Source organism: Methylophaga muralis, from assembly GCF_001720165.1.
GTDB lineage: Bacteria > Pseudomonadota > Gammaproteobacteria > Nitrosococcales > Methylophagaceae > Methylophaga > Methylophaga muralis.
The window spans coordinates 22,943-34,930 of the sequence record NZ_MCRI01000017.1 but is presented as its reverse complement, the minus strand read 5'-3'; the positions used below and the strand labels follow the sequence as shown (position 1 = coordinate 34,930).

The following is an 11,988-nucleotide window of genomic DNA, read 5'->3' as shown; positions in this document are numbered from 1 at the left end:
CGCTATGCTTCGCTATTCGATTTCGCAGTTTGACGATTAACGAGTCGTGTCATCATGCGAATATCTTTACTGGTCAACTTTAAAGCTGCATCAGCCCAGATATTGGCAATAGCCACCAGCTCTTCATAAGTCACTGTATTACACAGATCTTTAATGCGAGACATGGCTTTATAACTGTTTGGCGATTTTTTAGCTGCTTTGATGTATTTATACAAAGCTAGCTCGCCCTCACCTTTCTCGGCCAGAATATCGATAGCGCCCATTTCATAAAGCTCTTCAGCAGTATAAAGCGCGCCCGACAAAATCATTTTCTCTGCATTGGCAGCGCCGACTTTTCGAGATAACAAAGTGTAAGCGCCCATTCCTGGAAACAGATTAAACAATACTTCCGGTAAGCCCAGCTTCACACCGCGTTCAGCAATAATAATATTGCTGGATAAGGCGGCTTCAAAACCACCGCCCAATGCATCACCCTGAATCAGACTGACTGTCGTCAGATCACAATTAAAGTGGAACATGTTGTCATAAAGAATATCAATGCAGTGGATGGCATAACCTAATAAGGCTTCACGGTCGCCTTTTTCAATCAGCGAGGTAAACAGATTTAAATCACCACCAAGATTAAACACCCCGTCAACACTCGAACCAACCACCAAATAATCATATTTTTCCTGATTGGTCAGTTGCATCTCAGCCTTAACATTGGCCAGATAATCCGATAACTCGTTTAATAAGGTGGGGGTAAAACAAGGCCTGGGAGCAGCATCCATCATAAACCAACCAATTTTATACGTTGGATCATAATAAGTATTCAGATGTTGATATTGCTTTGCCTGATTCTGGTCAAGACCAGCTTCGTTCTCGTCTCTGAGTTTCACAACAGCGTTCATCATTTTCTCCTTAAAAGGGCTTGGGCTGCCAATCAACAAGTGACTGAAATTTGTCACTAAACTGGATTCTTTTAAGGTTTAGCACGAACTGTGCCGTTAATATCAAACGTGAAATCAGATGGTTAGATTGTTTTCATCAATGTTTTTAAATGCGCCACACTGGCTTTGGCATTTCCAGCCAAATTGTAGCCACCTTCCAGTACCGAAATCAGCTTGCCATCACAATGTTGCTTCGCTAATCGCAACATAATTTCTGTAAGCTGAATAAAGCCTTGGTCGGTGATTTTGTGACATCCCAACAGATCGTCCTGACGACTGTCAAAACCAGCAGAAATAAGGATTAAATCAGGTTTAAATTCGGCTACAGCGGGAATAAGTATGTCTTCAAACGCGGCCACAACTTCATTGTCACCACTACCACAGGGCAAATGCACATTGATATTGAACCCTCTTCCAGCCCCGGTTCCTGTTTTATCCGGAGAGCCCGTTCCAGGGTAAGCATCTGCATCATGAGTGGAGAAAAACAACACGGAAGGATCGTGGTAAAAAGCCCATTCGGTACCATTGCCGTGATGATAATCCCAATCAACAATCAAAATTCGCTTTAATTTATAGCGTTTCTGGGCATAACGAGCAGCGATTGCAACATGATTGTAATAGCAAAACCCCTCTTCTTTTCCAGTATTAGTTGCGTGATGACCGGGCGGCCGGGAAGCACAGAATGCGTTATCCAATAAGCCTTTACACACAGCATCTACTGCAACTAATACGCCACCAGTTGCCAGCATCGCTGCCTGATGCGCCCTAGGATCGTGACGCTTTATTGACGCAATATGTGTAGCGGAATGTACCAGCAATAATTCCGATTCAATATTTTTTTTGGGTTTAAGCAAGGTCACTTTGGACATCAGATCACTGACATCCAACTCATCGCGCAATCGTTCATATCGGGCTGGAGATTCAGGATGTTCAGGCATTATGTGATGTTCGGCAAATCCCGGATCAATAACCAGACCAGTCAATGCCGTTGGGCTGGCTGCCGAGGTTTTGGTACTGACGGCACTCAATAAACCAAACTTCAATAAATCTCTGCGTTGCATTTCCATTTCCTGGCTGGCTTTACTACTTCAGTCATCAATTCGAAATGACAAGTTTCACCATACACCTAGTTTATGACTAAATTCAAAAAGTCAGCTAGCCCCTCTCAATATTCTGACGATTGAAAAATCTATATGGTATTTCTCAGACTTAATGCATCAGGATACGGCTGTAGGTAGGCCTGTTTGGCAATATAAGGATCCGGATAATTATTGAAATGATGCTTTAACAAGGTGATCGGCACAATCAGTGGTAATTCTGCCGTGCGGTAGCGGTCAATAATGTCAGCCAGTTCCTGCTTTTCAGCACTGGAAAGCTTTTTCTTCAAATACCCCTGTATATGCATCAAAACATTGGTATGGGTTTTACGCGAAGCTATTTCGCTTAAAACCATCATTAGAGCGCTGAAATAACGCTCTCCCAATGCTTCAACATCATGATTCCCAGCATCCGCCAACATTCGACCAAGCTCGGCATAATACACTGGAGAATGTGCCATCAATAAATATTTATAACGGGTATGAAAGTTAATCAGTTTGTGGTGCGTCAGACCAGCATTTAGAAGTTGCTGCCAGTCGGAATAAGCAAATACGCGACTGATAAAATTCTCACGCAACAGTGGATCATTCAATCTGCCGGACTCTTCCATCGGCATCAATGGATGTGCCTTTTTTAAAACATCGGCATAAATGCCTCTCCCCGGCTCGGCTGCTGGATAACCATTCTTCTGATAAATCTTTACTCGGAATAAACCACAACTCGGTGAGTCTTTCATAAAGATATAGCCACATAAACCTTTGTGTTCACGGGCTTTCTGTTGACCAAAAGCAGTTAACTCTGCCGTGTAATCCAATTGATAGTCATGTACCGCAACGGCATGGGGCGCTTGCACATCACCTACTAATCGAATCGGTTTACGAGGAATGCCCATTCCGATACCGACTTCAGGACACTCGGGAACAAACTCAAAAAAACGCGACAAACTATCGGTGCAAAGGCGCAGATGTTTATGTCCGCCATCAAACCGTACATTTTCACCCAATAAACAACTACTGATTCCGACTTTAATTCGCATCAAATGCTCGTTAAACCATTAATAAATGGTTTTATCCTTAATGTTAGTAAACTTTGCCAGCTGTTATGACTCTATACAAGCAATAATCATAACTTTACTGAGGGAATTATCATGGCTGCTTATTTAATAACCGGTGCATCAGGACTCATCGGCCAAGCGCTGTGTCAAAGATTACTCAATAATGGCGAAACAGTTTTTGCGTTAAGTCGTAATTGTCAAAAAACCCAAAAAATTCTTGGCCCTCAAGTACACTGCGCTGAATCTGTCGCAGCGTTACCTGTAGATGATCATATCGATATTGTCATCAATCTGGCTGGCGCACCCATTGTTGATAAACGCTGGACTGAGCAACGGAAACAACTCCTTCTAGAAAGTAGGGTGACCTATACGCAGGATTTGATTCAGCAACTTTCTAAACGCTCCAGCCGGCCCCATAGCTTTATCAGCGGCTCAGCAGTTGGCTGGTATGGTAATCAAGGCGAAACCATTCTGACTGAAGAAAGTGATTTTGAAGCTGATTTCAGTCATGAATTATGCGACCAATGGGAAAAAGCAGCTTTATCAGCAGAATCACTGGGCATGCGTGTCGCGATAGTTCGCACCGGTTTAGTAGTTTCTCCATCAGGCGGGTTTCTTAGCAAAATGCTACTGCCGTTCAAAATGGGCTTAGGCGGGCCAATAAGTGATGGGCGGCAATATATGCCTTGGATTCATATTGATGATATCTGCCGGCTATTTTTATTTTTAGCAGAAAACCGTGCGTATTCCGGTGTATTTAACGGTTCCGCACCCAGACCAGTCACAAATCAGCAATTCAGTGAAGCTTTGGCCGAAACGCTGCATCGTCCGGCATTTTTTCGAGTGCCAGCATGTGTACTCAAGACTGCAATGGGTGAAATGGCTGACTTATTACTCGGTGGACAACGAGCAATCCCGGAAAAAGCTCAGGCTTCCGGCTTTGAATTTCTTTATACTGATATTCAAAGCGCGCTAAGCGATGTTCTTAACTCTTCTAACAAAAAATAATAATTATCATGACGCAACGTGCCGTTTTACTAGTCAATCTAGGTTCTCCCGACAACCCTGACGTACCTTCCGTCAGACGTTATCTCAATCAGTTTTTAATGGATCCCTACGTGATTCAACTACCCTGGTTGATGCGGCGGCTTATTGTCAGTTTGTTTGTCTTACCCAGCCGCCCCAAAGCTTCTGCCGAGGCGTATCAAAGCGTTTGGACAGAAGATGGTTCACCACTTATTGCCTTATCTGAAAAGCTGCATAAAGCGGTACAACAACAAGTTGATATGCCGGTTGAGCTTGCCATGCGTTATGGCAACCCAAGCATTGAAGCGGGTTTATTAAAATTGGCAAAGATTAGTGGGATAAAGGAAGTTTTATTTGTGCCGTTATATCCACATTTCGCCGATAGCACGGTAACCACTTGTATTGAAACGGCAAAACAGGTTATCACTCAACATAAACTTGATATTACTCTGACGATAAAGTCGCCTTTTTACCAGGAAGCGGGCTATATCAATGCGTTGGTGGAACAAACGCGACCCTATCTGATGGAAGAATATGACCATTTGCTGTTCAGCTATCACGGCTTACCAGAATCGCATATTCTCAAACGCGACCCGAGTGGTCAGCATTGTTTGAAACACGCTGATTGCTGCACCACACCCCACGCAGCACATGCAACCTGTTATCGACATCAAGTAATGGCAACAACAGCGGCGTTTGCAGAAAAAGCAAAACTTGAACCTGACAGCTATTCAGTAGCGTTTCAGTCACGGCTGGGAAGAGCTAAATGGCTTGGGCCAAATACCGAAGATCGTTTGATTGAATTAGCTCAAAACGGCACTAAGAATGTCCTGGTGATGTGCCCGGCATTTGTCACTGATTGTTTGGAAACGCTTGAGGAAATCGCTATTCGTGCAGAAGAAGTGTTTATTGAAGCAGGCGGTCGGTCATTAGCTCTGATTCCCTGCCTCAATGATGATCCTGTCTGGGTGGATTTGTTAGCGCAGTGGTGTGAAGCGCCTTAGGATCTATTGATACTAGTTTACACACGGCCGATAAGCGGTTGGCGAACTACTGCACTGGTATATTCACCACCGGGTCCGTAAGCACTTGATTCAGGGTCTCTGCCACGTAATACCGATATAGCCCGCTGCAAGTATTGACGGTTAATACTGACAATCCCGCCATTTATCTGATTGCGTTGCTGGCAGTTTTTGGCAATGACTTTTAGGGATTTTATCAACTGATTTAAAGCAACACCGTCATCTTCATTTTGATTATCAATAAACGCTTCCAAGCCTTGCTTTCCAGCAGGAAACCCCGAAGTCGTCAACAGGGCGTCTCTCTGACGGCCATGTTGTTCAAGTTTCATGATTAAAGGCTGTTTTTGGGTGTTGATATTGCTGATGGTATCAATGTCAGATAATGCAAGAGCTTCACGTTCAACAGCCAGGAGCTCGGTTAGCTGAGTGGCAACATTTAATTCGGACTGTAAAACACTGCGTAATTGTTGTCCGGGTGACATGGCCATGATGAAGATTCCTTGTTTATAGGTTACCTTCAAAATCAATCATATTTCGTGCCAACTTCTGACTATCCACTTGATAACTGCCATCTTCGATTGCTGCACGTAAAGCCGCCACTTTTTGTTCATCTACAGCAGGTAAAGCGGCAATTTTTTGTTGCAAGCTTTGCAGCTGAGTGGCAGTTGCCGTCAAGCTAATCTTATCCATTGCAGCATCCCCGCCAGTTTTGACCGGATTTGCAGTGGTGTCCGCTGTGCGTTTGTCTTCAACGCTGGCATTGCGCGGCGCATTCAGCCCGCCCTGCACGGGTGGTTTTATATTGTTAATATCCGACATATAAATGTCTCCATATTGGTTCTATATTTGTTAGCGGACCGAATTAAATAAACTTGAATAAAATGTGAATCGGTCTAGATATTTGTTTACATTGTAACGCGTACCACACCAGGAGAGTCGACTATGCCTTCTACTACGCGATCGGAAGATAAGTTTCTCACCCGTACGCGATCTCCCACTCCCGCATCAGCCATCGCCGTTCCCTGCATTCTTACTTCCATTGTTCCGGCACTGGCGACCAATACGATTGATTCGCCGCGTCTCACCACATTCAATGGGCGTAAATGATTAGCTTGAATCACCGTACCCAAACCCAAAGAGTATTTAACCTGTTGCCCAACCACAGCGGCAATACTTGCCATGTAACCTTGCCGAAGATTTCCAATATCGCGTTGTTCAATCCGCAGATCCTGCTCGGTCAATACATGATTGGCTGACACTGGACGAGCAATAACCACCATTGGCTGCATCACTTTAATCTGCAATGGCAAGTAAACCGTCCAAGACACTGGCTGATGACAACGCACGCCGACAGTCACATTGCCAGCACTGGTCAGGTCCCGATTAGTAAAGGCTTCAAGCCCGCCACCACAATTTTGCAGACGTAACCTTTTATCTAAAGGAGTTAAGGTGATTTCAGGGTTATTAAATCGCGCTTGAGCCTGGGCTAGGGTAAAGACGTACGCAGCATGTTCCACCTCTGCCAAGGATTGCAGATTGCTGGCAGATGCGGTAAATGTCAATAAATTGACACTTAACACTAATATTAAATTCCTGAATAATTTATACATGGTTTCCCCCGGCAATTCGCACGGTAAAGCAATAAACATAATCCTCACTGCAAATATCATTCCCATAATTTCAGTTCAGATTTCATTCTTACTGCCGTTATACTCAGGGTATCGATTTGGAGAATTATTATGGCAAGCATGATTGATGGTATCGACCAACGCACCCAACTTGCCGGTCAGAACCGGTTAGAGCTCTTATTATTTAAGTTAGGTGGTACGCAGCGTTATGGCATTAACGTATTTAAAGTCCGTGAGGCCATTGCTTGTCCACCACTAACGCAGATGCCTCATTCGCACCCGGTTGTTCGAGGCGCAGCACATATCCGCGATAGAACCATCAGTATCTTTGATTTATCCCAAGGTATTGGCAAACGGCCAGTAGTGAATCCCCGGGAACATTTTGTCATCATCACCGAATATAACCGCAATGTGCAGGGATTCTTAGTCAGTGAAGTAGATCGAATCGTCAACATCAGCTGGAAAGATATTCTCCCGCCCCCTACCGCATCGGGCTCAAATCATTACATGACTGCGGTCACCAAGATTGATAATGAATTGATCCAGATAATCGACGTAGAAAAAGTCATGTCCGAAGTACTGGGAGTTGATGATACGGTTTCAGCGGATTTAGTAACGCGTTTTGCAGAAGCCAACGCAGAGTATAAACACCATATTCTGGTAGCCGATGATTCCAGTGTTGCCCGCAATCAAATTCGTCGCACCATGGAACAGATTGGCGTCAGCTGCACTATTGTTAACGACGGTAAACAGGCTTTAGATCAGCTGAAAGAATGGGCTGCCGAAGGTATTGATGTCAGCAAACATATCGCAATGCTGATTTCCGATATCGAAATGCCTGAAATGGATGGCTATACCCTCACCACCGCGATCCGCCAGGATCCAAATTTGAAACATATACGTATTTTGCTGCATACCTCAATGAGCGGCACATTTAACAATGCATTGGTGGAAAAAGTCGGTGCGGATAAATTTATCGCTAAATTTGCCCCGGATGATCTGGCTATCACCGTACAAGGCTTATTGGAAGAGTGGCGGGATAAAGCCGAACAAACCAGCTGAAAACTAGTGCACAAGAAATTCTTATTGCTGTACGAATTGTATAGGTTATGACCTTGAACGGATTAATTTGAGTTTCGACGTTAAACGAAATTGAGTTTCTGAGCTGATAAAGATATTTCTGATTGCTAAGGCCAAGACTACTTTCGTCTTTGTAGTGGTGTTTTACCGAACAATTGTTCACGCAATAAAATCCAGCTTTGCAGCAGTAGATGCTGCAAAGCAATATTATCTTCCGCCAAAAAGCGAATAATTAAACCACTGTCGTTAGGAAGTTTTGAAGCGCCAGCATAGCAATCCGTAACTTGATACAACATTTCCCTTAAAGAAAGTAATACCTGCTCCGATAGCGCCAAATCTATGAGTAGAATGGTTCCTTGAGCTTCATATTCACCATGCACTGCACAGTTTTGGCTTAAGGCGACTTCACCCGTTAAACGAAATCTATCCAGCACAATCGCTTTACCCTTTTGGTTAAAGATTTCGATAGAGCTGTGATAAAAATCGAAAGCTTGATCGGCAACCTCATCGGCAGCTCTGTTTTTATAACGCGGATCATGCCAACTAAAGCTATCCGACAACAGAAGACGGGCATTTTCAGCAATTTCTACTCGAATATCAGAACAAAACGCTGCGCCACTAAATAATACAGTCGGGTCTGGTAGATATTCACAGTAACTGTTTTTTGCCAGTTTTAAGTTGAGAGATTGTTTTGCTGTCTGGCCTCGAGTGTGATGAACAATTGTGCTGGCCTGAGTGGTTAAATGCAGCTGAGCATTTTCCTCAAGTTTTACATCCATTTTCAACTCATCGCCGCGATACAGACCGCCGGAGGATGACTGTAAATAAAGCGTGACCATGCCCTCAGGGTCCTGTTTAAACTGAAATGGTCTGGTGAGATGAAACGGATGTTCGGCTCTCTGACCTGCCAGAAACGTTTTCCCTGAGGGATCGGTTGAAAAGGTTAACGCTGCCCTGGCACGCCGCGATTGAGTCAATGAAACCGGGGGCAAAATCGAGGATGTTTCAGATGTAGCCGCCAAGCTGATGTTGTTTGGCCCTTCGCTGAAACCATTCATCAACATTCCTTCAGAGTAGCAATTGTCCACATGAGTGCTTAGGCTGCAGTTTTGTTAAACAGTAAATTGTTCACGATAAAGTCAACAACAGCCTCGACGCCTTCACCAGAACGACTATTTATCGCGGCAACCGGACGATTCTCTCGCACGGCTAACGCTTCAGCGTACATCGCGTCAAAATTCACACCAACATATGGCGCCAAGTCTTTTTTGTTTATTACTAACAAATCACTTTGTAGTACTCCTGGGCCTTTCTTTCTGGGAATATCATCTCCACCCGCCACATCAATTACAAACATCCACTGATCCACCAAATCCAATGAAAACGTTGAAGCAAGGTTATCACCGCCGCTTTCAATTAAAATCAGTTCTATCTGTGGAAATTTGAGCGCCATTTGTTCAGCCGCTTCAATATTCAACGTCGGATCTTCACGAATAACGGTATGTGGGCAAGCTCCCGCTTCTACTGCAGCAACGCGTTCAGGTGCAATTAAGCCACTTTTACGAAGCCGCTCTGCATCTTCTTTGGTAACCAAATCATTAGTAATTACGCCAATTTCGATATTGCGTTGTTTAAAAGCAGGGATTAACTTTTCGATTAAAGCCGTTTTACCTGACCCCACCGGTCCGCCGATACCTACTCTCGCTGGACCAGGCATTACTGACAATGTTAATGACTTCATCTCAATATATACCTCTGAGTTAAGGGCAATTCGGTCGCGGGTTCACATGTCGCTAATTCGCCATTCACAAACACATCAAAGGTTTGTGGATCGACTCGCATTTCAGGGCAAACATCGTTGTGCAACATATCGCTCTTTTTGAGATTTCGGGTGCCACTTGCCGGCAGCAGCTGTTTCTTCAGTCCCAACTTTTCGGCCAAACCATTTTTTATCGCCAGCGGATTCACAAAGTTTGCACTCAGCTTTTGCTTGGCCAATCCAAATGCTCCCCACTGTGGCCGCATAATGATGGGCTCGCAGGTCATCAAAGAAGCTGCACTGTCCCCCATCGCGCCGTAGACAATGAACCCGCCTTTAACAATAATTTCCGGTTTAGAGCCAAACATCGCCGGCTTCCACAACACAATATCGGCCATCTTTCCCGGCTCTATCGAACCGATATGCTGATCAACTCCAAAGCTTTTCGCGGCATTAATCGTGTATTTGGCGATATATCGTTTGATACGCTCGTTGTCGCCAATTCTGGAAGTTTCAGTATCTAACCGTCCACGCTGATCTTTCATCTTACTGGCAAGCTGCCAGGTTCTGGTAATCACCTCATTAATACGCCCCATTCCCTGGCTATCCGAACCCAGCATTGAAATGGCTCCGATGTCATGCAAAATATCCTCGGCTGCAATGGTTTGTGCCCGAATACGACTTTCAGCAAACGCGACATCTTCAGGAATTGCCGGATTTAAATGATGGCACACCATCGTCATATCTAAATGTTCATCGAAAGTGTTGTGAGTAAAAGGATTGGTGGGGTTGGTAGAGGAAGGCAGACAATTCATTTGTTCGACCACAGAAATGATGTCCGGAGCATGACCACCACCCGCGCCTTCGGTGTGATACATATGGATGGTGCGACCTTTAATTGCCGCCATTGTGTTCTCAACAAAGCCACTTTCATTGAGCGTATCGGTATGTAATTGCACCTGGAAATCCAGTTCATCCGCAACGGTCAAGCAAGTATCGATTGTGGCTGGTGTTGCCCCCCAATCCTCATGAATTTTAAGCCCAACACAGCCGCCTTCAATCTGATCATACAAAGCTCGCGGTTTACAGGAATTACCCCGCCCCAGAAAACCAAAATTCACCGGAAAATCTTCAGCCGCTTGTAACATTTTCCCCACATTAAATTCCCCACCACAATCTATTCCGACAGTGATTGGGCCAAGTGAGCCGCCAAACAGCGTGGTGAGCCCAGACGCCAGTGCATGATCACACAACTGGGCACTATCAAAATGCACATGCACATCAATACCGCCTGGGGTGGCAATCAAACCTTCCGAATCTCTGACTGTAGTGGCCTGCCCAACCAATAAGCGAGGATCCACACCATCCATAATGGCTGGGTTGCCGGCTTTACCAATGGCAACAACTTTCCCATCCTTAATACCAATATCACCTTTTACGATGCCAACAACAGGATCAATAATCAGCGCATTGCATAACAGCATATCCAGCGTACCGTCTTCACTGTTTAACCCCGAAGTCATGCCCATGCCATCACGCAACGTCTTACCGCCACCATGCAAACATTCATCACCATACACGGTGAAATCATGTTCGACTTCTGCGATCAAACTGGTATCACCCAAACGTATACCGTCTCCCGTGGTGGGACCATACATTTGTGCATATTCCAAACGACCCATTTTTGCCATTGTTATGCTCCTAGAAAGTTCTCTGCCTTGGCTTTTTTCAAGGCCGCTTCACGGATAGTGTTATCAGTCACCTTGCCGTTGGTTAAGTTATTCAAACCATATAAGGCTTTTTCCCCACCAAACTCACACAAGGTAAATTCTTTTTCTTGTCCGGGTTCAAAGCGCACAGCCGTGCCGGCAGGAATATCCAGACGCATACCAAAGGCGGCTGCACGATCAAATTGCAAGGCTTTATTGGCTTCAAAAAAATGATAATGACTGCCTATCTGAATCGGACGATCACCAGTATTAACTGCACGTATGGTGATGGTTTTACGATTAGCATTAAGCTCGATTTCACCGTCTGCCGGGAATAATTCGCCCGGTATGATGCTATCTTCTGGCACTAACTCTCTACCGGGACGGATAGGATCATGGACGGTGACTAACTTGGAACCATCAGGAAAGACACCTTCAACCTGCAGCATGTGCATCATGCTGTTCACACCGGGCAAAACATCATCCGTGGTTAATATTGTGCTGCCATAACTGATGAGATCTGCAACGGAACGGCCATCACGAGCGCCTTCCAATATTTCATTGGCAATAATCGCAGTCGCCTCCGGGTAGTTTAATTTCAGGCCTCGATCACGTCGCTCTTGAGCTAACTTTGCGGCAGTATAGATCGTCAATCGTTCAAGTTCAGATGGGGTTAGATACAT

Annotated in this window: 13 protein-coding genes; 3 read left to right on the top strand and 10 right to left on the bottom strand. The window is 44.8% G+C overall.

Going from position 1 to position 11,988, the window contains the following annotated elements; translation table 11 throughout:
• Positions 1 to 2: 2 nt before the first annotated feature.
• The 3 genes from A9E74_RS08385 to A9E74_RS08375 form a co-directional block, all read right to left on the bottom strand.
• A complete protein-coding gene (locus tag A9E74_RS08385) occupies positions 3 to 893 on the bottom strand; it encodes a crotonase/enoyl-CoA hydratase family protein (protein WP_245652116.1) in 891 nt (296 codons plus the stop codon).
• A 119-nt stretch (positions 894 to 1,012) separates the two neighbouring features.
• The gene (locus tag A9E74_RS08380; RefSeq protein WP_069296179.1) at positions 1,013 to 1,990 is read right to left on the bottom strand and encodes a histone deacetylase family protein; all 978 of its coding nucleotides are present in this window, start codon (positions 1,988 to 1,990) and stop codon (positions 1,013 to 1,015) included.
• A gap of 128 nt (positions 1,991 to 2,118) precedes the next feature.
• Positions 2,119 to 3,063, bottom strand: a complete 945-nt coding sequence (locus tag A9E74_RS08375; RefSeq protein ID WP_069296178.1) for a YbgA family protein — start codon at positions 3,061 to 3,063, stop codon at positions 2,119 to 2,121.
• Between the two features lie 111 nt (positions 3,064 to 3,174).
• Between A9E74_RS08375 and A9E74_RS08370 the strand changes: the two genes are divergently transcribed.
• Together A9E74_RS08370 and hemH are read left to right on the top strand one after the other, a co-directional pair.
• Complete coding sequence (locus A9E74_RS08370; protein ID WP_069296177.1) at positions 3,175 to 4,089, top strand: TIGR01777 family oxidoreductase; 915 nt, start codon at positions 3,175 to 3,177, stop codon at positions 4,087 to 4,089.
• A gap of 8 nt (positions 4,090 to 4,097) precedes the next feature.
• Positions 4,098 to 5,111: a ferrochelatase gene (gene hemH / locus A9E74_RS08365; RefSeq protein ID WP_069296176.1), complete on the top strand. Its 1,014-nt coding sequence runs from the start codon at positions 4,098 to 4,100 to the stop codon at positions 5,109 to 5,111.
• A gap of 17 nt (positions 5,112 to 5,128) precedes the next feature.
• Here the strand turns inward: hemH and A9E74_RS08360 are convergent, their stop codons facing one another.
• From A9E74_RS08360 to flgA, 3 genes are all read right to left on the bottom strand, one after another.
• Positions 5,129 to 5,617 (bottom strand): flagella synthesis protein FlgN, encoded by a 489-nt coding sequence (locus A9E74_RS08360; RefSeq protein ID WP_069296175.1) that lies wholly within the window; start codon positions 5,615 to 5,617, stop codon positions 5,129 to 5,131.
• 16 nt (positions 5,618 to 5,633) lie between these two features.
• Complete coding sequence (gene flgM / locus A9E74_RS08355; protein ID WP_069296174.1) at positions 5,634 to 5,948, bottom strand: flagellar biosynthesis anti-sigma factor FlgM; 315 nt, start codon at positions 5,946 to 5,948, stop codon at positions 5,634 to 5,636.
• A gap of 86 nt (positions 5,949 to 6,034) precedes the next feature.
• Positions 6,035 to 6,709 carry a flagellar basal body P-ring formation chaperone FlgA gene (gene flgA / locus A9E74_RS08350; RefSeq protein WP_245652115.1) on the bottom strand — a complete coding sequence of 225 codons (675 nt, stop codon included), beginning with the start codon at positions 6,707 to 6,709 and terminating at the stop codon, positions 6,035 to 6,037.
• A 159-nt stretch (positions 6,710 to 6,868) separates the two neighbouring features.
• Here flgA and A9E74_RS08345 point away from each other — a divergent pair, with 159 nt between their 5' ends.
• On the top strand, positions 6,869 to 7,819 hold the full coding sequence (locus A9E74_RS08345) for a chemotaxis protein CheV (protein WP_069296173.1): 951 nt from the start codon (positions 6,869 to 6,871) through the stop codon (positions 7,817 to 7,819).
• A 137-nt stretch (positions 7,820 to 7,956) separates the two neighbouring features.
• Here the strand turns inward: A9E74_RS08345 and A9E74_RS08340 are convergent, their stop codons facing one another.
• The 4 genes from A9E74_RS08340 to A9E74_RS08325 are packed head-to-tail and all read right to left on the bottom strand — an operon-like array spanning position 7,957 to position 11,988.
• Positions 7,957 to 8,895 (bottom strand): urease accessory protein UreD, encoded by a 939-nt coding sequence (locus tag A9E74_RS08340; RefSeq protein ID WP_069296172.1) that lies wholly within the window; start codon positions 8,893 to 8,895, stop codon positions 7,957 to 7,959.
• 38 nt (positions 8,896 to 8,933) lie between these two features.
• The gene (ureG, locus tag A9E74_RS08335; protein ID WP_069296171.1) at positions 8,934 to 9,578 is read right to left on the bottom strand and encodes an urease accessory protein UreG; all 645 of its coding nucleotides are present in this window, start codon (positions 9,576 to 9,578) and stop codon (positions 8,934 to 8,936) included.
• The gene (gene ureC, locus A9E74_RS08330; protein WP_069296170.1) at positions 9,575 to 11,287 is read right to left on the bottom strand and encodes an urease subunit alpha; all 1,713 of its coding nucleotides are present in this window, start codon (positions 11,285 to 11,287) and stop codon (positions 9,575 to 9,577) included. The genes ureG and ureC overlap by 4 nt, the downstream gene beginning before the upstream one ends.
• 2 nt (positions 11,288 to 11,289) lie before the next feature.
• Positions 11,290 to 11,988 carry an urease subunit beta gene (locus A9E74_RS08325; RefSeq protein WP_069296169.1) on the bottom strand — a complete coding sequence of 233 codons (699 nt, stop codon included), beginning with the start codon at positions 11,986 to 11,988 and terminating at the stop codon, positions 11,290 to 11,292.

Bases quoted from the DNA above. Each gene is read 5' to 3' on its own strand.
- A9E74_RS08385 (WP_245652116.1), bottom strand. From the start codon at position 893: ATGATGAACGCTGTTGTGAAACTCAGAGACGAGAACGAAGCTGGTCTT.
- A9E74_RS08380 (WP_069296179.1), bottom strand. From the start codon at position 1,990: ATGCAACGCAGAGATTTATTGAAGTTTGGTTTATTGAGTGCCGTCAGT.
- A9E74_RS08375 (WP_069296178.1), bottom strand. From the start codon at position 3,063: ATGCGAATTAAAGTCGGAATCAGTAGTTGTTTATTGGGTGAAAATGTA.
- A9E74_RS08370 (WP_069296177.1), top strand. From the start codon at position 3,175: ATGGCTGCTTATTTAATAACCGGTGCATCAGGACTCATCGGCCAAGCG.
- hemH (WP_069296176.1), top strand. From the start codon at position 4,098: ATGACGCAACGTGCCGTTTTACTAGTCAATCTAGGTTCTCCCGACAAC.
- A9E74_RS08360 (WP_069296175.1), bottom strand. From the start codon at position 5,617: ATGGCCATGTCACCCGGACAACAATTACGCAGTGTTTTACAGTCCGAA.
- flgM (WP_069296174.1), bottom strand. From the start codon at position 5,948: ATGTCGGATATTAACAATATAAAACCACCCGTGCAGGGCGGGCTGAAT.
- A9E74_RS08345 (WP_069296173.1), top strand. From the start codon at position 6,869: ATGGCAAGCATGATTGATGGTATCGACCAACGCACCCAACTTGCCGGT.
- A9E74_RS08340 (WP_069296172.1), bottom strand. From the start codon at position 8,895: ATGAATGGTTTCAGCGAAGGGCCAAACAACATCAGCTTGGCGGCTACA.
- ureG (WP_069296171.1), bottom strand. From the start codon at position 9,578: ATGAAGTCATTAACATTGTCAGTAATGCCTGGTCCAGCGAGAGTAGGT.
- ureC (WP_069296170.1), bottom strand. From the start codon at position 11,287: ATGGCAAAAATGGGTCGTTTGGAATATGCACAAATGTATGGTCCCACC.
- A9E74_RS08325 (WP_069296169.1), bottom strand. From the start codon at position 11,988: ATGTATCTAACCCCATCTGAACTTGAACGATTGACGATCTATACTGCC.